Origin of the sequence: Mesorhizobium sp. M0062, from assembly GCF_040323125.1 — a bacterium.
Lineage (GTDB): Bacteria > Pseudomonadota > Alphaproteobacteria > Rhizobiales > Rhizobiaceae > Mesorhizobium.
In genome coordinates this window covers 22,713-43,070 of record NZ_JAMYUO010000040.1, presented here as the reverse complement: position 1 = coordinate 43,070, position 20,358 = coordinate 22,713, and the positions used below count along the sequence as shown (strand labels likewise).

At 58.6% G+C, this 20,358-nt stretch carries 14 protein-coding genes, 2 pseudogenes and 1 riboswitch; of the genes and pseudogenes, 10 read left to right on the top strand and 6 right to left on the bottom strand.

All coding sequences use genetic code 11. The features are described from left to right. Positions 1-640 precede the first annotated feature (640 nt). The 3 genes from NKJ64_RS29195 to NKJ64_RS29185 form a co-directional block, all read right to left on the bottom strand. The gene (locus tag NKJ64_RS29195) at positions 641-1,483 is read right to left on the bottom strand and encodes a hypothetical protein (RefSeq protein WP_352463752.1); all 843 of its coding nucleotides are present in this window, start codon (positions 1,481-1,483) and stop codon (positions 641-643) included. Positions 1,484-1,984: 501 nt separating this feature from the next. Further along, positions 1,985-2,767, bottom strand: a complete 783-nt coding sequence (locus NKJ64_RS29190) for a hypothetical protein (protein ID WP_023712852.1) — start codon at positions 2,765-2,767, stop codon at positions 1,985-1,987. Positions 2,768-3,252: 485 nt separating this feature from the next. Then, positions 3,253-3,801 (bottom strand): type IV toxin-antitoxin system AbiEi family antitoxin domain-containing protein, encoded by a 549-nt coding sequence (locus NKJ64_RS29185; protein ID WP_352463751.1) that lies wholly within the window; start codon positions 3,799-3,801, stop codon positions 3,253-3,255. Between the two features lie 838 nt (positions 3,802-4,639). Here NKJ64_RS29185 and NKJ64_RS29180 point away from each other — a divergent pair. The 4 genes and pseudogenes from NKJ64_RS29180 (at position 4,640) to NKJ64_RS29165 (ending at position 7,784) form a co-directional block, all read left to right on the top strand. Continuing rightward, complete coding sequence (locus NKJ64_RS29180) at positions 4,640-5,782, top strand: porin (protein WP_352463750.1); 1,143 nt, start codon at positions 4,640-4,642, stop codon at positions 5,780-5,782. Positions 5,783-5,815: 33 nt separating this feature from the next. Beyond that, a pseudogene (locus NKJ64_RS29175) lies at positions 5,816-6,065 on the top strand (thiazole synthase); the annotation flags it as partial. A gap of 21 nt (positions 6,066-6,086) precedes the next feature. After that, positions 6,087-6,631, top strand: a pseudogene (locus tag NKJ64_RS29170) (thiamine phosphate synthase); the annotation flags it as partial. A 658-nt stretch (positions 6,632-7,289) separates the two neighbouring features. Further along, positions 7,290-7,784 (top strand): MaoC family dehydratase, encoded by a 495-nt coding sequence (locus tag NKJ64_RS29165; protein ID WP_031203438.1) that lies wholly within the window; start codon positions 7,290-7,292, stop codon positions 7,782-7,784. A gap of 798 nt (positions 7,785-8,582) precedes the next feature. On the opposite strand, the gene NKJ64_RS29160 is transcribed toward NKJ64_RS29165, so the two are convergent. Both NKJ64_RS29160 and NKJ64_RS29155 read right to left on the bottom strand, forming a co-directional pair. Further along, entirely contained in the window at positions 8,583-9,059 is a 477-nt protein-coding gene (locus tag NKJ64_RS29160) for a type II toxin-antitoxin system VapC family toxin (protein ID WP_023685624.1), read from the bottom strand. Next, positions 9,056-9,358: a hypothetical protein gene (locus NKJ64_RS29155; protein WP_023671839.1), complete on the bottom strand. Its 303-nt coding sequence runs from the start codon at positions 9,356-9,358 to the stop codon at positions 9,056-9,058. Before NKJ64_RS29155 ends, NKJ64_RS29160 begins: the two co-directional genes overlap by 4 nt. A gap of 391 nt (positions 9,359-9,749) precedes the next feature. On the opposite strand from NKJ64_RS29155, the gene NKJ64_RS29150 reads away from it, so the two are divergent. From NKJ64_RS29150 to metE, 5 genes are all read left to right on the top strand, one after another. Continuing rightward, a complete protein-coding gene (locus tag NKJ64_RS29150) occupies positions 9,750-10,067 on the top strand; it encodes a recombinase family protein (RefSeq protein ID WP_352463749.1) in 318 nt (105 codons plus the stop codon). Between the two features lie 648 nt (positions 10,068-10,715). Beyond that, the gene (gene glyA, locus NKJ64_RS29140; protein ID WP_023702973.1) at positions 10,716-12,053 is read left to right on the top strand and encodes a serine hydroxymethyltransferase; all 1,338 of its coding nucleotides are present in this window, start codon (positions 10,716-10,718) and stop codon (positions 12,051-12,053) included. Positions 12,054-12,106: 53 nt separating this feature from the next. Further along, a complete protein-coding gene (metK, locus tag NKJ64_RS29135) occupies positions 12,107-13,282 on the top strand; it encodes a methionine adenosyltransferase (RefSeq protein ID WP_023693516.1) in 1,176 nt (391 codons plus the stop codon). A 108-nt stretch (positions 13,283-13,390) separates the two neighbouring features. Further along, positions 13,391-14,383, top strand: coding sequence for an adenosine kinase (locus NKJ64_RS29130; RefSeq protein WP_023697198.1), 993 nt, complete (start codon positions 13,391-13,393; stop codon positions 14,381-14,383). Between the two features lie 408 nt (positions 14,384-14,791). After that, positions 14,792-14,993: riboswitch (cobalamin riboswitch) on the top strand. Positions 14,994-15,087: 94 nt separating this feature from the next. After that, a complete protein-coding gene (gene metE / locus NKJ64_RS29125; RefSeq protein ID WP_352463748.1) occupies positions 15,088-17,436 on the top strand; it encodes a 5-methyltetrahydropteroyltriglutamate--homocysteine S-methyltransferase in 2,349 nt (782 codons plus the stop codon). 435 nt (positions 17,437-17,871) lie between these two features. On the opposite strand, the gene NKJ64_RS29120 is transcribed toward metE, so the two are convergent. Then, positions 17,872-18,927, bottom strand: a complete 1,056-nt coding sequence (locus NKJ64_RS29120; RefSeq protein WP_023697201.1) for a cytochrome-c peroxidase — start codon at positions 18,925-18,927, stop codon at positions 17,872-17,874. A 957-nt stretch (positions 18,928-19,884) separates the two neighbouring features. Between NKJ64_RS29120 and NKJ64_RS29115 the strand changes: the two genes are divergently transcribed. Continuing rightward, entirely contained in the window at positions 19,885-20,238 is a 354-nt protein-coding gene (locus NKJ64_RS29115) for a hypothetical protein (RefSeq protein ID WP_023690586.1), read from the top strand. Positions 20,239-20,358 lie beyond the last annotated feature (120 nt).

The window sequence follows — 20,358 nt, the reverse complement described above, 5'->3', positions numbered from 1 at the left end:
GAGGCCAACCGATACATCAACATGGACGACCTGCGCGAGCACAAGAAGCTCGCTCTGCGCCAAGCCGCATGACCAGCATCATGGCCGCCCCATTTTGCAAAACTTGACGCACACAACCGGCGGAGCTGCCTTGCCGAGCGCCTCGACTAGCTTGCGATCACGCCCTTTGCTCCTTTGCAATCGGGCGACGGCGCCCAGATGGGAGCAACATGACGAACGCGCCTTCGGCGCCTCTGAGCGCTTGCCGATGGCTGCCGAACAACAGACGCTCACCAATTTTTTCGTACAGTGAGCGCTGGAAAAATTGAGCTTCCGCTAGCCAGAGCAGGAAAGAAGCCAGAAGAGTGCCAAAGGCGTTTATCTCAAGGACCTAACTTCATACATCGATAAGCGACTGTCTGAAGTGCGCTCCTTCAGGCGTAGCTATCAGCAGCCCACCTGTGGCATCTTTGCGCTCGGAGTTTCAGCAATTCCTAGATGACTCACAAGATGCTAGCTCCCGTCCGCCATTCGTGCCCATTCCCAAAATACACCCGATTGCCCGCGCAGAACGGCGAACCCTTCTCGAGCACTGGCTCGCCTCAGAATGCCGCTGCCCCAGTAATGATCAACGTTTGGAAGATCGTGGCGCGTGGTCGTCTCAGTTTTCATCCCGCTCCTCGGTTTCCTCGGCAAGAATCTCCCTCTCCTGCTCAAGTCTTCGAATAAGGCGATCGAACTCTTTGACCCCAATCGCGCCAGTTGAAACGAGGTGAAAGCTGGCATCTTTCGACAGCATCCCTGCCCACTCGCGCTGATCGCCGTGCGGGCTCGCCACTCGCTCGACCCCCTTGGGTTTGGCATGCGGGTCGCCGGTCAGCACCGGTGGCCATGAAAACCAATCATCCGCGTACGGGACCTTGTACGACTCCTTTGCCCAATATCGGTCATGGTCGAACCGAGGAACCCGATCCATGTCCACGCCCAGATCGTTCAATCGCTCGTAGAATCCCGTGTAATTGAAGTTCTGCGGGTCACTGTGGCCGTCCGGAATCCCGCGATCGATTTCTATATGTGGCACGATCGTGAGAACTCGATCGACCGTACGGCAAGCGCCAATATAACAAGCCGCTAGGCTCGTGTACTGCGCCGAGTTCGGAGAGCCCCCCTCCTCGTAGTCTATTTCAATGTTAATTGCCTTGCCCTTAAGGTCGAACTTAGGCAGCTTTCCGTTCTTTGGCTTCAAGCCGGACTCTGCCTTCGTCGCCCACACGTTCGTCTCTTGGAATGGCCACAAATGGACCACCTCTCCCGTTTTGAAAATTACCGCGTGCGACTTGTTACGCTTTTTCCCAATCCAAGGCTTCACTGTGTCGTAGGTGAGCTTTCCGTTCACGGTCTGGTGGAGGATGAAGTGAGTGCGCCCGGCGCAACTGCCATCCATAAGGTCACAAGCGTCCTCGAGGTCAGCCAATGGATCTGTCGAAATATCGTTAATGCGCATGTCCCACTCCTAGCAAATAAATCCCCGATACTAGCATAGTAGCCGAGGCCGGCTCGTAGCCGCACGGTCCGTTACAAAGACTCCGCCTTAAAGACCGTCTATGCCAACGGATTGGCCGAAAGACGAGGGCACTCTCGAAACCTTCCTGCACAAGCTGAGGCTGGAACTGGGCGAAGCCAAGTGAGCCAACAAGCCCTGGCTTCGGCTCAAGATCACAGGCCTTTGTTTGCCGGACCCCTACGTGGCTCTCATGGTTGACCGCCAAACTAGGCTACAAGGCCAAACTCCGAGAGATCAATCCGGAGGCTGTAGTCCATCCCACCGTCGACGCACGCTTTGAGTTCAGCGACGTCCCGCAGTGCGCCGGGTTCGGACCTTACCGACTTCAGGCTCCACGCAACCACAAGAAGTTCGCTCATTTTTACATCGAAGAAGCCACTCCTATCTAACACCGGCGATTCCGGTCGAACATGATCAATCGCTGCCGCCAACCTGCGGCTGTTACTTGGATTTCGTACTTCTGCCGTCCTGGTTCTGAGCCCTCTTGGGCTTGGAGTTCAGCGGTACGTCGCGCCAATAATATTCCGCGTAGCGCGAGAAGGCCCAAATGAAGCTGGCGGTCAGCCAAACCAGGGAGATTAGGACAAGGGACAGAAGCAAATTCTGCCACCACGGAGAAATATCTGCCCATTGCCCTGGATCATACCTGTTCAGATCGGTGGAGGAGGAGGGAAGCGCGTTTTCGACATTAATCCCGATCCAGAAGACGATGTTCGAAACAATAAAGAGCGATGTGGCCAGGTAGAGCGTGATCTCAATCCGGTTCGATATTCGATCCGCGACGGTGACGTTGAGCTGATAGAAAAACTTGGAAAAGAAAGTCACGAGAAAAAGCGTTGTCGCGGCAATGACCAGCGCCGGCGCCAGACGCTTTATCCATGGATCGACCGCATCGATCGGGATGACGTTGAGATTGAATATCCAGTCCACGATCAGAGCGGTTCCACCGACTCCGATAGTGAAGACGAGAACCCGCGCGATCTTATCACCTTGCCGATAGAACCTTTGCAACTTTTGCCGCGCCGCATCGACATAACGGTTCGTGTCAAATCCATACTCGTCGAGGAAGGCTATGAGCGCCAGAATGATGCCGAAGAATGCATCGCCGAAGGATTTGCCGTAGACGCCGAAAAGCGCGTAAGTGATAGACACGGCTGCGACAGCCAGTTTCAGATTGAAATGTCTTGACCTGGGCGTAGCCGGTTTGGTCAGCAAATCGTTCACGGTTTCCCTCCGCTGTAACATTTCCCCGACAGCTCAGAATAAGCCGGTTAGATCGAATTGCAATTGCGCGATGACGGGACGGTGTCGGTAGTAAGTTGCAACCTTTTTGGACCTTACAACCTGAATGAACCGAATTCACGCCCCTGAAATCGCTCACCTGTTAAATACTCAGAACAAGCTCGTCATTCATTACGACGTTCATTGAGCAGGATTGTTGAGCATTACCCTTTCATGAGCCCTGAACTCACGTGTGCTAGTGTGCCAGGCCTCTTGTCGCTGACCGTTCAGCGACCAGCAGGCGCGGTCTTGTCAATCACAGCTGAAATCGCCTTCTGCCACACGCCGACGAGGTCACGCGCTTTCACTACCAACTTTGCTCAACGGAAATTCTGGATCACGTTTGAGCACATGCCAATCCGAATTTTCCGCAACGATCTCTTTGATAATACTTCCGGGGTCATCCTGAAGTCACTCGCCTAGCCAGCTCAGTTCGCGTCAACGTAGGCAGCGGCTCGATACCGCCCATAGCCGACCTTCACGAGCAGCCCTTCCTCGCACATCCGGGAGAGGTAGCACCGTGGGATGCCGACGTCGGTGAGATCGCGAGTCCGTACCTCGCCGCGTTCTTGCGCCAGAGCAACGGCGCGATTCCGGAGCGATGGTGGACGCCCACCTGCGAGGTGTAGCGCTTCCGCGCGGTCCCGATCACGTTTTCGCATTTGATGCGGCAGTGCCGCGTCCCGGAGTAGCGCTATGGCGAATTCGTATTTCTCAGATTCATCGATCCCGGAGAGCCAACTTCCAAAGATTTGGCCAATCGTGAGCATTGGCGGCGGCATAAGCCGCAGCTCTTTGTGCAGCAGGTGCGCGAGGTTGGCGGCTTCGGATTTGAGGACATTCCACGCACGGCAGTTTGTTCTGCCCAATTGAGCGCGGACATCGTGCCGCTCATCTACCATGGAAGCAGTCGAACGACGCGGCTCGCTGGCAAAGTGTTCGCCTGGCGCTTGCCCGATCTCATCGATTTCAAACACGGGAAGCTTCACTTCGAAACGCGCGAAACCTCTGTCGCACATAGTGGTGGACCCTTGGCGAGCAGCGCACCGCCATCATTAGGGGGACAAAGGAACTTGGAATCGCGCTTGTAACGACCCCGAACTTCGGTCTTCTGCTCGACAATCCGCGAACAGATGATCTTCACGCGATAAAGCGTATCGCCATCACATTCGAAGAATTCCAGCGTGAAGGGGTGGCCTGCGCACTCCATCCTAACGGCCGGACCTATCGGGACTTTGAGCGCTGGTCGAGACTTATTGCCGAGCGCTGTTTGGTGCAAGGCTGCAGCGCGTAGTTGTCGAGCATCAGCTCGCCATCATGACGGCGTCGTGCCGAGCGGTGCCGCCGCATGATGCCTCAACGTCGGGCTCACCACAAACAATGCTGTCCCCATTGAACGGAACTGTCGCGAAGCGAACAGTCGAACTGTAGCCGAACGTTTTCCGTTCGTGCTTGGGTGGATCCGCAAGGCAAAAACAAGGAAGTGCGAACCAAGGTCCGCCCGCACAATTGAGCTTCAAGCCGCAGCTGGTCGTCAGGCTGGCACGTCATTTGCGGTCGAATGCAGGACCCTTTGTGACGCCTACCTCTACCAGCTGAGTTGACTGTGATGATTGTACAAAATTTTGCATACCTCCATTTCGGCGAAAATTATATTATCGGCAGCTAAAACCAAATATTGGACAACAATCACCAGAGTACATTCTAGGATTTCCTTCAGGGCTTAGCTGACGGCACGGCAAAACTGCGCACGTTTCAAAGCTGTTCACAGAATCACTCGCGTCCATCACTTTATTATTAAAGCGGAGATCGACAATGACCATTAGGAGCCTCCTCCTCGGCTCAACTGCGGCACTGATTGCCGTTTCCAACGCTCGCGCCGTCAGCACCGCCGCCGAGCCTGACCCGACTGAGTACGTCAAGATCTGCGACGTCTACGGCTCGGGCTACGTCTACATTTCAGGCACCGAGACCTGCCTGCGAATCGGCGGCTCTGTCCGTTACAACGTCGGATTGTTTGACCACTCAAGAACCTCGGATGTGAGGACTGGTGAGCATCAGAGCGCGTGGCAAAACAACACACGCTTCACATTGAAAACCTGGACCGGCCAGGAGACCGAACGCGGGACGTTGAAGACCTACACCGAAACCCGCGTGAACTTCGGCAGCCACCAGACATCGGTTTCGGACAGTTCTCGGTCCTATGCCTTGAACGGAGGCAGCGGCCTGACTATCGCCTGGATTCAGCTTGGTGGCCTGCGAGTTGGTAAGGACCGGTCGGCTTTCGACATGTTTATTGGCTGCGCGGGTGATGTACTGAACCAGACGCCGGCTCCGTACGGCGCTTTCGATACCAATGTGGTTCAGTACTACTTGGACGCAGGGAACGGCTTTTCGGCCGTGGTTTCGCTGGAACAAGGCTCGGACGTGGTCGGCACAATCGACAGCTACGCTCCCCACATAGTAGGCGGCTTGAAATACGCACATGGCTGGGGAGCGATCACCGGCGTTGCAGCTTATGATAGCAACTACGAATCGGTGGCCGCCAAGGTCCGTGTCGACATCAATGTCACCAACGAACTATTGCTATCCGGAATGTTGGGCTACGGTTCCCATGGCCAGCTCAACTACGGCTCGACGAATTCGGTAGACGCTCATGGTCGCGGTTTCTATAAACCTTGGGGTGGGAACTGGGCTTTCTGGGCTGGCGCCGGTTACGAGCTCACCGAGTCAGCTTCGTTCAACCTTCAGCTCTCGGGTGATCAGCTCAACAACTATGGTGTCGCTGCGAACGTCGCCTATGCGTTCCTTCCCGATTTCACAGTTACGGCTGAACTCGACTATGACCGCTACGGAGGCTCCGCCGTCGGAAAGGTGAAAGCTTCCGAAGTGAACTGGACCAATGCCAACAAGAAGAGCAGTGTCGGCGGTATCCTGCGTTTCGAACGCTCATTCTAATGCGATGAAGCGTTGAGCTCCGAGGTCCAGTTGATGCGCGGACATTCCCCCTACATTCCGTTGATTGATGCATGCACGGCTCGGACGGCCGTCGTACGCGGCGACCGTCATAGAGCTCGGGTTTGACGCCGTGCTCCTGAACACGGCGGTTCCGAGGGCGGCCGATCCGGTCGGCATGGCGCGTGCGTTCGGCAAAGCGGTCGATGCCGGTCGTGAAGCTTTCAGCTCGGGAATGCTCGAACGGCGCTACCCACCGACGATCGGCAGGGCCGTCTTCTCATGAAGTCGTGGACGTGCCGGCTGGATTGACCGGCTGGTGCCGCTCGGCGTCCGTCTGGTGCAGCTCCGGATAAAGGATATGGACGAGAAAGGACTGCAGACGGAAATCCGACGCGCGAACGACGCCTGCGCGGTCCATGGTTGCCAAGTGAGTCAACGACATTTGGCGCACGGCAATCGAGGAAGGCTGCGACTTCGTCCATCTTGGTCAAAAGGATTTGGCTGCCGCCGATGCTGGCGATGAAATACGTCGGATTGAAGCTCGGCCTGTCGATCCACGATCACACCGAACTGGAAACGGCGCCAGTGGCGGAACCGGAGTATGTGGCGCTCGCCCCAGTCTATCCAACAGCCTCAAGAAGATGAATGGGCGTCGCGAGGACTCGAGCGGATCAGCGGTGGAAGCACCAGGTCGCGCCGATCCCATTGGTCTGCATCGGCGGCCTCAACCTGACCGTCTCGAAGGCGTTTTTTGAGGCTGGCGCGGAAAGCGCAGCCGTGGTCACCGACTTTGCGCTGAACGACGCCCCAGAAGCGCGCACGCGAGAATGGATCGAAAGACCAGAGCAATGGCGCCGAGGGAACAGAGTGGCCGCCACCAAGATCGGCATGCTCGCAACGGCTGAGATCGATCGTCGCTGCGGTTGCCGCTGTGCTGCGCGAATATCCGCGCACCGACAATCCAGATCCGGTGCTGGCTTCCACGTCAGGCCGAGCGTTCTTGAAGCAAGCGCCATCCCGCATCATGAAGTAGCATCTGATGCCGCTTTGCCGTGTCGACACCCAATGTCATTGAACTGGCGCTTCTTGCCGGCTCAGTGCTACCGGTGAATGAGGCCGGCGCGCTTCAACAAGGACCACAAGCCACCCCGTCTGCTGGACTCCTCCAAATTCGAAACACGGATGGTTACTATCCAGACAATTGATTTTATCAATTTGCGACAATACCGCATAGCGGCGCCGGCGGAATGATCACCGGTAGCAAGACGAGCTGTTTCGTTGGCCTGTAGGACGCGCACCGCGACCGAGGTACAAGCCAGCCCGTCTGCGGCCATGTTCGGATCGGGCGCATCGGTGCGCCGATGAGATTGCCGGCGGAACGTTCTATTCGTACAGCCGTGACGGCAGTCATCTCACCGGCGCCATCCTGCCGATGGATGGCCGGCAGTCGGTGCAGCATGGGCTGACACTGTTCGGAATGAAGCCGCTCGCGATTCGGACGGTTGAAATGGAGGACATTAGCGTGGAACCGATCAGTCTCGACGAACTTCTGGCCAGCGTCGGCAAGGAAGTCGGCGTGTCGCCGTGGCGGGTGGTCTCGCAGCAGATGATCGACCAGTTCGCCGAGGCCACCGATGACCACCAGTTCATCCACTGCGATCCGGAGCGCGCCAAGCGCGAGACGCCGTTCGGCGGCACCATCGCACATGGCTTCCTGTCGCTTTCGCTTTTGTCGGCGATGACTTTCGAGACCATGCGGCCGCTCGAAAACTGCAAGATGGGTGTCAACTATGGCTTCGAATCGCTGCGCTTCCTGGCGCCGGTGAAAACCGGATCTCGCATCCGCACCCGTTTCGTACTGGCCGACGTCAAGGTCAGGCCGTCGGGCTGGGTGCAGACGGCGCTGGGCGTGACGATTGAGATCGAGGGCTCGAAAAAGCCGGCGCTGACCGCGCGCTGGTTGACGCTGACGCTGATCAAACGCCAGCCGGAGGCGGCCTGAATTGCTCAACGAGCATCAGCAGAGACGATCTTCACGTGCCGGGGCGATGTAGGCGACTAGCGCACCGATCGGCAACGCGGCCACGGGGTCGGCTAGATAGAGTGGCAGGAATGCCTAATCGGGGCTCCGACTCGGAAGGGGCTTCGATGTATCGGAAGCGCCTCGGCTTTCGGCGCTGCATTCCTTCTTCACGAAGGTCCATGGAGAATTCCCGACCACGGGGTCGAAAGATCGGCTTGTGATCGGAGTGGGCAGATCCTCCCCGACTGAATCTGCCAATAGGGTGTTATCGAGTCAACCGGGTCGAACTTGAGGTCGCGGGTGTCGCTGATCGGCTGCTCGTCGAGCTCGAGAGCTGCCAGCTAAAGGAAGAACACGGCTATGAAGAGCTCCGCAGTTGATGTGGATGCCCAGAGCTGGGAGTGCAGACCGACGAGTTCCCAGCGGGCGAACTTGCCATTGGTAGCGCGCCAGACCAGTGGCGAGAAACCCTCGATGAGAAGGCCCCCGAGGCGCACGCGGGATGGACTACAGTGGCGTTTGGCGAGAGGGCCTTCGAAGACGAGAGCGAGTGTAAGATGGACGAGCTCGACACGCGTATCGCGCAGTCCCTGCGATCGCGCCTTGTTCGCGGCGCTCGTGCGTGCGAACTGTTGGTAGATCGAGCTGACTAGATGAACGGGATGGCATTAAAGCGGAACTGGAAGAGACGTCCCTGGCCGAACTAAGTAAGATCAATCCAGCCATCGCTAAAGGTAGGCGAACACGAGACGTTCGGACTCCGTGCCGCTGAAATCCTCAAATTGAAACGGCCGGACCGTTGGAGCTATCATCACCCGCTTGGCTTCCAGAGCTACGGAGCGGGTTGATTATCTGAACGTCCTCGAAGTCCTTTTCATTGTCGGTCACTACGACACACTCGTTGGCTTCGGCTACAGCGGCAATGATTGTGTCTAGGGCGCTCCGCGAACGGCCTCTGGCTTTGCCGTTGGCCATCAGCCGCGCCCACACGAGGCCAGCTTTCTCGTCGAACGATAGCACGCGGCCAGCGAACAGCGCTTGCGGGCCTTCGGAGCCCTCGAACCAAGTTTCAAGGCTGCTGCGCTTTTTCCCCTTCGGCTTCTCTAGGATGCCTCGGCGAATTTCGGCGACAGTAAGCGAAGCAATGAAGAGGTCTTCGTCCTTCTGCGCGCCCATCCAGGCCAGCAACGAGCCCGAAGGCTCCGGCTTTATGACGTTGCTGATGATATTGGTATGAAGAAGGTAGCGCGTCACAGGTCGATCTTGCGCCCCTCTTCGCGCGGCCGGCTGAGGTCGAGATTGGAGCCAACCAGAGGCGAGCGACGCAACGCGGCGAGAATGCTGCCCGCTTTCGGTGGCTCACCCGCCACGGCTTGCTGTATGGTCCGACGAAGCTGTCGGGCATCCGGCCCGCTCTCCGTTAATTTTCGGGCAAGAGTTCGCAGTAGATCGCGGTCTGCGTCGAAGGCCTGGATCTCGAACCGCGCGATGCCGCGCTCAGCCAGGCGAGAGCGATAATTCTCGATGGCTCTCTTCTGTGCAGTGTTGCCCATCGCGTGCCTCCGTTCTCTATCCGGATATATAGCCATGGCTTCTTCGGAGCACAAGGTGCCCCGTCATCGGCCAGCACTGGCTCCTGCGCGACGCGCGTTATTGATAGAATTCCAGTTTGTCGAAGCACTGTGACTTGGCATCATTGTCGCGAAACGGAGTATTTCGCGTCAGGACAGGAACGCGATCATAGCGCGCCGAAACGGCAACAGCCGAAAAGCTTCGTGTGGTCGCCGGCGCGGCCCGCGAATCGGCTGTGTCTGCGTCGCCGAAGCCCGATCGACGCTTCGTCAATCTGGTCCGGCTGCTGGCGCGACAGGCCGCACGGGATTTCGTTCAAGCCGAAACGGATAGCCAGACGCGAGACCGCGTCCCGGAGTAAGGGGCCGCCTCATGAAGGTCGTGCTTGGCGCTCGCTACTCAACTGACAATCACCGAGACGCCTCGATCGAGGATCAGTTGCGGCTCTGCTGCTTGCGTGCTGAAAAGCAAGGCTGGACAGTCGTCGACAGCAATACCCACCGCGCGATCTGCGGCGGGTCGCTGTTGCGTCCCGGCCTTCAGGAGCTGATCAGCGATACGATGCAGGGCAAATTCCTGATCGTGCTCGCAGAGGCGATGGATCGCCTGACCATGACCGCTGCAAACCGGAGCAGGCTAGGCTGGGCAAACGTTGCAACAGATCCTTCAAGGAAATTCATAGACTCTTAGCAACTCCGGCTCGCTGTGAATGGTAGGCTTATTGCAACGTCTGAGGTCAGTGGTTCCAAACCGTGGCCCCGCTTGTCTTCGACTGGCCGAACTGCTTGCAATTTCGGCTAAAGGCAAGAAGAGCGCCCATTTGTTTGTTCGACACAGGATATCGACGGTCGTCACGGCCACCGAGATTTGTCCGGTCGTTGGACAACCCTTCGAAATCGCAACTTCTGCGGAGAACGCGAAATGAGAAATTCGGTAGGACTTGGTCCTGAGCCATGATGACACTGGTTAGTCGCCTACGCATGGCAGCGCATCCTGACCGCCTTCGAATCCTGGGCCTTTGTGCGCATGCGGACCTAACTGTCTGCGAGCTAGCGGAGATTCTGAGCGTGTGTCGAGAGCGGGTTGCGCGACACGTCCGGCTGCTCGCCAGAGCCGACTTTCTTTGCTGCAACGAACAGCCTCCGTGGCGCTCGTACCATCTCAACGCAGGATCCAACGACGGCGGGCTGGTTCAATTATTGGTCGATCTCCTGCCCCATCGCGACGGCTATCATAAACAGGACCTGCAGCGGCTCGAAGCGGTACGAGACACGCGGCCGAAAAGGACCGCGTGCTTGATCGTGAAATAGGTCAATCCAATTGGAGCGCGAAGCTACCATGGACAACTCCGCAGACGGCGCAATCGCACAGCCGGACACCCACGGGCGGTCTTCCTTGGCCGCGGTTGATTGCCGCGTCCACGAGCTGCTTCTGAGACAGGAGCGGCAGGAGCGGACGACCCTCAAGCTCATCGCCTCAGAGAACTTTGCGTCCTCGGCCGTGCTGGAAGCGAACGGCTCGATTTTCACGAACAAGTACGCCGAGGGGTACCCCGGCGCGCGCTACTACGCTGGAAACGAGATCGTTGATGAGCTTGAGGATCTGGCCATTGGGCGCCTGAAAACGCTATTTGGCAGCGAGCATGCCAACGTCCAGCCTTATTCCGGCTCGCCGGCCAACCAGGCTGTCTATCGTGCGCTTTTGAGTCCCGGTGACAAAGTCATGGGCTTGCCCCTTCCGGAAGGGGGCCATCTGACTCATGGTTGGGCCATCAACTTTTCCGGAACTGACTATCAACGCGTGCCCTATGGACTAGATGAAAAGACACAGCAGATTGACTATGACCGCTTGCGCGAGACAGCCAAGCGGGAACGGCCGCGGCTCATTTGGGTCGGCGGAACCGCTTACCCGCGTGTCTTTGACTACGCGGCAATGGCAGAAATTGCCCTGGAAGCGAACTCCTATCTCGTAGCCGACATTGCGCACATCAGCGGCCTGATTGCCGCGGGAGCGCACCCGAATCCCGTGGGCCATTGCGACGTGGTCAGCAGCACGTCCCACAAGTCGATCCGCGGTCCCCGCGGTGGCTTCATTTTGTCAAGGAACGAAGATCGCTATCAGGCCCTGTATCATACAAAGAGCAAATACAATCTCGCCAGACGAATAGACCGGGCGGTCTTCCCTCACCTGCAAGGCGGACCTCACATGAATGCCATCGCTGCGCTAGCGGTTGCCTTGCACGAAGCCGCGAACCCGTCCTTCCGAGGCTACGGCCAACAGACGGTCAAGAATGCCAAGGCTCTGGCACATGCACTGCTTGAGCGAGGTTATGACCTGGTTACCGGGGGGACGGACAATCACATGCTGATCCTTGATCTTCGCGATCGGCCACTATCGGGCAAGGCCTATGCCGAGCGACTAGCAAAGGCAGGGATCATCACAAACTTTAATATGGTGCCTGGCGACCCGCGGCATCCGGCGGTCACAAGCGGAATTCGCCTGGGGGCGCCAGCAGTGACGTCAATGGGCATGCGCGATGTGGAAATGGTGCAAATTGCTGGCTTCATTGACTCCGTCCTCCAGCGGCCAGACGACGAAGATCTCCATGCCTGCGTGCGAAGAGACGTTGCCGACTTGTGCGCTGCGTTCGAGGTCCCGGGCATCTCCGACAAGTAAGGTGGGCCAAGCAAAATGCCCATACCACATCCAACATCCGAAGCGAGGTATTCATGGCTAGGCAGTTCGTGTTCTCTTCCGAATCGGTTGGCGCGGGGCACCCGGATAAGTTGGCCGACAACATCTCGGATGCCATCCTCGATGCCATCCTCCGCACGGATCCCAAGGCGCGCGTCGCCTGTGAAGCGTTGGTAAAATCAGGGATAGTCGTTCTGGCTGGCGAGATCACCAGCGATGCCCAGGTGGATTACAGCCAAGTTGCGCGCGATACGATTCTCGACATTGGGTACGACGACGAGGCCGTCGGCTTTGACGGCCGGCGTTGCTCCGTCGTTCATGCCCTCACCGAGCAGTCGCCCGACATCAGCCAAGGCGTTGACGAGGGAAGAGGGCAAGACCTCCAGCAGGGAGCGGGAGATCAGGGCCTCATGTTCGGCTACGCATGCCGCGAAACCGATACCCTGATGCCTTTGCCGATCCAGCTCGCTCATCGCTTGACGAAACGGCAGGCGTATGTCCGGAAGGCACAACAGCTTGGCTGGTTGCGTCCTGACATGAAATCCCAAGTCTCAGTGCGCTATGAGGGGTTGCGCCCGGTCGCCCTGGATACCATCGTCGTGTCGACGCAACATGACGAGCAGGTCTCGCAAGAGACTGTCCGCGAGGGCGTCATTGAGGAAATCATAAAGCCTGTCCTGCCGACCCACCTGGAGACGGAAGGCATCAGAATTCTGGTCAACCCGACGGGGCGGTTCGTAGTCGGCGGGCCGCGCGGCGACTGCGGTCTCACTGGACGCAAGATCATCGTCGATTCCTATGGCGGGATGGGTCGTCATGGCGGCGGCGCCTTCTCGGGCAAGGACCCGTCCAAGGTTGACCGCTCGGCTGCCTATGCAGCCCGCTATGTCGCAAAGAACATCGTCGCTAGCGGACTTGCGGACGTGTGCGAGGTGCAGCTTGCTTACGCAATCGGTGTGGCCAGTCCGGTTTCCGTCATGGTCAACACGTTCGGGACAGCCAGGGTTGAGGAAAGCAGGATCGAGCGCCTCATTCTTGAGTTGTTCGATCTCAGACCGAAAGGCATTATCAAGATGCTTGATCTCTTACGCCCTATATATCGCAATACAGCGACCTATGGCCATTTCGGCCGTGAAGAGCCTGATTTCACCTGGGAGAAGACAGACAGGGCGGACGAATTGCGTCGCGAGGCAGGACTCGCCGCCCCGTGAGAGCCGCCGGCGAACGGATTGGCAAGCGGAAAGCCCATTTCCACCGGGCAGACCCGCGCCTGGCAGGCGTGGCGAGAAGCCGGCTCGGGTTTTTTGGCGGAGACATTGATGCCGGATTATGACGTGCTTTGCATCGGCAATGCCATTGTCGACATCATCGCCCAGTGCGACGAGGCATTCCTCGAGATCAACGGCATCATCAAGGGCGCGATGAACCTGATCGACACGCGCCGCGCCGAACTGCTCTACAGCCGCATGGGCCCGGCGATCGAGGCCTCCGGCGGCAGTGCCGGCAACACGGCGGCCGGCGTAGCCAGCTTCGGCGGACGCGCCGCCTTCTTCGGCAAGGTCTCCAACGATGCGCTGGGCGAAATCTATGCGCACGATATCCATGCACAGGGTGTCGCCTTCGACACCAGGCCGCTCAAGGGCGAGCCGCCGACGGCGCGCTCTATGATCTTCGTCACGCCCGACGGCGAGCGCTCGATGAACACCTATCTCGGCGCCTGCGTCGAGCTTGGCCCTGAGGATGTCGAGGCCGACAAGGCATCCGGCGCCAAGGTTACCTATTTCGAGGGCTATTTGTGGGATCCGCCGCGCGCCAAGGAGGCGATCCGGCAGACGGCGAAGCTCGCACACGAGGCCGGACGCGAAGTGTCGATGACGTTGTCGGATTCGTTCTGCGTCGACCGCTACCGGGACGAGTTCCTCGAGCTGATGCGCTCGGGCACTGTCGACATCGTCTTTGCCAACAGCCACGAGATCAAGTCGCTCTACCAGACAAAATCCTTCGACGAGGCCCTGGCTCAGATCCGCAAGGACTGCAAGATTGCCGCCGTCACCCGTTCCGAAAAAGGCTCGGTGATCGTGCGCGGCGACGAGACCGTGGTCATCGAGGCGACCGCCATCAAGGAGTTGGTCGACACCACCGGCGCCGGCGACCTCTACGCCGCCGGTTTCCTGCATGGCTACACGCAGGGCCGCAACCTCAAGACCTGCGGCGACCTTGGCTCGCTGGCGGCCGGCCTGGTGATCCAGCAGATCGGCCCAAGGCCAAGGCAGAATTTGCGCCGCGAGGCGGAAGGGGCTGGGTTGCTGTAGATGCGCCGGCAACTAACCAGCCGCCCTACTGACGCGATGACCGCAGTGGCGGAACTGTGTCAAAGCTCGCTGATAGCGACAGCCATTCGCTTCGGAGAACTGACCCATGCTGCTGCCGTGAAGCTCGCTGGAGGAGCGGTGCAAGGCGTGCTTGCCATGACGGCATTCACCGTCATCCAGATCGTCACCAGCATTTTCCAGAAGCTCAGCTTGGGGAAGGCCAGTAAGGTTCCTGAGGTAACGGAGAACTCGCGGCGTCCGTCGGACTTGACTTGCGATCACGTCCCACGATGCCGAATGCGGGCAGCAGACTGAATATTTCACAATGCTAGACAAAGGCGTAAAAGCGCGATCACATAGCGACATAAACATTTCGTTATGCGTCATTGACAAAAGAGCGAACAGCTGTGATTGTCTGCGTGTCGTGGTTCTCGCGTGCGGCGCTGCCGCAGCGGAGCTAAGAGGGAAGCCGGTGCGATGCCGGCGCTGCCCCCGCAACTGTTAGCGGCGAGCCAACCCCAATCATGTCACTGAGGCGAATACCCTCAGGAAGACGGGTAGAGGCTATGACCCCGCGAGCCAGGAGACCTGCCACGCGAATTACGTCCACGGGCGGGGTGTCTCGGTGGCCGCTGCAACCCGGCGTTGATGCCGGCCTGCTAGCGCCTTCCTTGTCACCGACGCCCCAATCATCGGGGTATGACATGACTGTCTCTCAGCAAATTCCTGTAGCAACGCTCGGCATGCCGCGCTTCGGTCGTCGGCGAGAACTGAAATTCGCGCTTGAAAGCTACTGGTCCGGAACATCGTCCGCTGGCGACCTTCTTGCGACGTCGAAGGCGCTCCGAGCCGCTAGCTGGGAAGAGCAGCGCGATCGCGGCGTGTCGAAAATCCCGTCGAACGACTTCTCGCTTTACGACCATGTGCTCGACACCGCAGCCATGGTCGGGGCCGTTCCATCCCGTTACGGCTGGAATAGCGGCGAGGTCCCACTTGACATCTACTTCGCAATGGCGCGCGGCTACCAGGGTCAGACGCAGGATTGTGGACACGCTGGTTACCAGGAGGAGGCTCATGGACCTGGTGTAACCGCGATGGAAATGACCAAGTGGTTTGACACCAACTACCACTACATTGTGCCGGAACTCGATGATGATCAGACGTTCGCCCTCTCGTCATCGAAGCCGGTCGATTACTTCCTCGAGGCTAAAGCTCTCGGCATTCACACACGCCCAGTCATCCTTGGACCCATCACCTTCCTCAAGCTGGCGAAATCGCGTGCCGAAGGGTTCGGTCCCATCGCGCTCCTACCGCGGCTGCTGCCGGTTTACGAGCAGCTTCTGGAGAGGCTGAATCTGTCGGGAGCCGACTGGGTGCAGATCGATGAGCCAGCGCTTGTCCTCGATCTGAACCCGAACGAACGAGCTGCGTTCGAATTCGCCTATGGCCAGCTGTCGAAAGCCGCGCCCGAGCTGAAGATCATGCTGGCTACGTATTTCGGGTCGCTGGGAGACAATCTCGAAACCGCGGTTTCTCTGCCCCTGGCCGGCCTGCATATTGATCTCGTGCGCGCTCCCGAGCAGCTGGAAACGGTGGGTCGGCTCGCTCCGAAGGATCTGGTGCTCTCGCTCGGCTTGATCGATGGCCGCAACGTCTGGCGTGCGAACCTGCCCGCCATTCTCGACCGCATCAAACCGATCGTCGCCGGCTGGCCCTTGGACCGCGTCGAAATCGCGCCTTCTTGCTCGATGCTGCATGTGCCGATTGACCTGCGCATGGAGACGGAACTCGAGGCCGACATCAGGTCGTGGCTCGCCTTCGCGGCCCAGAAGACCGACGAGCTGGTCTTGCTGGCCCGGGCCCTTTCCAAAGGCAGGGATGCGGTGGCAGCCGCGTTGAAAGCTTCTGCCGAGGCTGCCGCCACTCGCTTGACGTCCACGAAGATCCATGACCCGCTTGTTGAGGGGCGGATCGCCAGCATTGACCATAGCATGAAACGACGAGAGAGCGCTTTTGGCGAGCGCTCCAGAGTCCAGGCCGGCACGCTCGGGCTGCCGCCGTTCCCGACGACGACAATCGGGTCCTTCCCGCAGACGCCGCAGGTACGCCGCGCGCGGTCCGCTCATGCGAAGGGCCAGCTCAGTTATGTCGACTACGAGATTTTCCTGAAGAAGGAGATCGAGTCAGCAATTCGTTGGCAGGAAGAGATCGGGCTGGACGTGCTGGTGCACGGTGAGTTCGAACGAAACGATATGGTACAGCATTTCGGCGAGCAGCTGTCCGGCTTCGCCTTCACTCAGCATGCCTGGGTGCAAAGCTATGGGTCGCGCTACGTGCGTCCCCCCATCATCTTCGGGGACGTATCGAGGCGCAATCCGATGACGGTGCGCTGGTGGCAATTCGCCCAGTCGCTTACGGAAAAGCCTGTGAAGGGAATGCTCACAGGCCCAGTGACCATTCTCAACTGGTCCTTTGTTCGAGACGACGTACCCCGCTCCGAAGCCTGCCGCCAGATCGCGCTCGCCATCCGCGACGAAGTGACGGATCTCGAAAGGTCCGGCGCAAGGATGATCCAGATCGATGAGGCCGCGTTTCGCGAAGGATTGCCACTGCGCCAATCTGACTGGAAAGCCTATCTCGACTGGGCTGTCGAATGCTTCCGGATCGCTTCAACGGGTGTAAAGGACGCGACTCGAATCCATACCCACATGTGCTATTCGGAGTTCAACGAGATCATCGACGCGATCGCTGGAATGGATGCGGATGTCATTTCGATTGAGACGTCGCGCTCCAAGATGGAACTGCTGGACGCCTTCACGAGCTCCAAATATCCGAACGAGATCGGTCCCGGCGTCTATGACATTCACTCACCACGTGTGCCGGAGGTCTGCGAGATTTCGGACCTAATCATGCTTGCCCGCGAGCGACTGTCCGACGGCCAACTGTGGGTAAACCCGGACTGTGGCCTCAAAACACGCAAGTGGGAGGAGGTCCGCCCTGCCCTCATTAACATGGTCGCTGCAGCGCGCGCGCTCCGGGAGAAAGTGGCCTGAGGCTTCTCCTTCCTCACGGTGTGGTGAGCTACCGGCTGGCTCCTGTCGGCCGTGAACATGCCAAACCGGCACACTCTTGGAAATGAGCCACTCGGCGCAAATGTGCAATTTCCCTCCGGCACGTGTCTTAATCCCGCAGAAATATAAATGTGGCACTACGCTATAATATTGGTTCCTTGGGGACATACAGGCCCCGCGCCTCGAACACTACGAACACGCGTCGTTTCTCAAAGTAGACTGCTTGGCGCGTTCGCTCAGGCAGCGACAATATATGGTGCTGCGTCTGTCCGCCCCCAGTTGATCGCGCAGACTACGGGCGAGGTAGGGTTCGGGTATCGCTAGCGTCCCGCCAATTCGGAGATGGACGTCGCAATTCGTGTCGCCAAGTAAAAATCGCCAATCATTTTCGATTGCGAGTCCGCAGCCAGTTGGCCCTTATTTTCCTGAGATCTGCGTTACAGGCCGGGGCGTTGTCGCCGTTTCTGAGGGTAAGATGGGATAGGCGACGTCAGGTGCCTCTCCGGTCAGCGAGTTGAGGAAGGCAACAAGCAGGTCAACTTCTTCGTCCGCCAGTACTACGCCGAGCTGGGTGGTCCCCATAATGGCGACGGCCTGTTTCAGATCCCAAACCTTGCCCGAATGAAAGTATGGCGCGGTGAGTGCAACGTTGCGCAGCGGCGCCACGCGGAAGACATAGGAATCGTCGGCTGCATTGGTGACCTCAAATCGGCCCTTGTCTTTGTCCGGCAGGACTTCGGCGCTGGGCGGTTCTACGAGGCCGAATGGGTAATAGGCTTGCCCACCAACGTTGATGCCGGCATGGCAGGACGAGCAGCCTTTGTCCATGAAAAGCACCAGGCCCTGTTTCTGTTCGGAAGTCATGGCAACCTCATCACCATTCAGGAAGCTGTCGAACGGGGCAGGTGTGACCAGTGTCGCCTCGAAGGCTTCGATCGCCTTGGCGAAGTTGTCGAAGGTGACCCGATCGGCTTCAGCCGGAAAAGCTGCATCGAACCACTCGACATATTGCGGCATGGACTTGAGAGTGGCGATGAGTTGGCCCGGTGTATTGGCCATTTCGATCCCGGCTTGGACCGGTCCCTTCGCCTGAGCCTTCAGGTCTTCGGCACGACCATCCCAGAACTGGGCGATATTGAAGACAGCGTTCAGTACAGTCGGCGCGTTGCGCTGTCCCTTCTGCCAACCATGGCCAATCGAGGTTTCGTGATTGTCGTCGCCGCCGGTGGCCAGGTTGTGGCATGAATTGCACGACAAGACGCCTGACGCCGAGACGCGTGGATCGAAGAACAGTGCCTTGCCGAGAGCGATCTTTTCCGGGGTGATCGGGTTATTGGCGACTGTCGGCGTGGTGGATGGCAAAGCCGTGAAGGTGGCCAATGCCGTATCTCTGAGGTCGGTGGGGATCCAATCCGCAGCAAAGGCGGTGGGTGCCAGCAAGGTGACAGCCATCGTACTGAATAGGATTTTCATAATTGGTCTTCCTGCGTCGTCCACGCAGTCATTATGCGATCTGCGGCTCATGAACGCCCTGAGCTAGATCAGCTTGAGGGAGAGGACGGGGTCTCACACCTGTTTTCGCAGCTGAGCTGGGACCCTCTTGGAAGTGATCGCTCTTCTCGATTGGACTTCAGGGAGGAGGAGTATCCCTGGTTGGCAACCGGTTTTATGCATCAAAGCACGCCCTGAGGGCGGCTTCGTAGATTCGGTCACTGCGATCTTCCAGCCAAGGTTGAGAAAGTCGACAGCATCCGCAAAACTGGCAATCTCTTGCACGATGTGCGCTGCACGCCTTGCGAAAAGTGAGCTTCTGAAACGTCAGGGTTCATTCGTTCCTCCTGACCTGCTGATTACGCAATCGGCCTTGTCGACACCCGCCGACTGCACATTGTGATGTCACCAGCGATGGCGGTTTCAACACCTAAGCAGCGACGGTCTATACGACAGTATGGATCTCGTATCGGAATAGGCGTTCCGCCTTGGTGGACCGTCACACCGGCATATAGCTCCGCTTCTACGAACATCCCATCACGCCAGGAAAGACATGGCCAACACGCGCAGTATCGCCAATCTAGCCCTTTGTGTCGACGGCGCCGCGCTTGAGCAGGTCCACCCGCTGTAACTGCCTCACCTTGATCCACAGATCCTAGGCGCCGACCACGTTGTCGTCATCATTTGACGGGCGGGGGGCATTGGCCCATAAGCGAGCCAACGCAAACTGTGCGGTTGCCAATGCGTACTGAAGTGAATTGCAATGATCTTCGGTTTGCGAAACACGCACTTCCGACGCAGCTTGCGTTGACAGAGGCGGTTTTAGGCGCAATAGCACTTCCGCTGGCCTATTTAGTGGAGTTCCATTGTGGTTCGGCCAAGGGCGCGGGGCGCCGGACCGGCCACTTGTAAACCTAATCAAAGAGAGAGAGACCCTGCATGGAAGAAATCTTACCGCGCATCGCCACTGGTGCCGGCATCGGCCCGGCTCTCGCAGAGAAGGCCGTAGGGTTAATGCTGGGTTTCCTGCGGAGCCACGCGGCCGACGGTCCCGGCGCGCGCATGATCGAGGCCATTCCGGGAGCTTCGGAATTAGTAGCGAAGTATCATGGCGACGACCCAGAGGGTGGCGGCCTTATGGGGCTCGGGCAGCAATTGATGGGTGAGGGTCTCAGCATGGCAAAGATCGCCGCCCTCGCCAACGAGACGATCGCCTGCGCCAAGGAACATGCCGGCGACGAACTCGTGGACGAGGTCCTCAATTCCGTTCCTGGCCTTCCCCAGTTCGTCTGATCAGCGGCAGCCGGGGGCGCATGACCTTGTGCGCCCGTGCCGGCCCGTCTGCGCAGCAGGCATTCTCCGCCGAGCGCTCCGCACCGATCTCGCCAGACCACCAACCGCCGGGCACGCGAA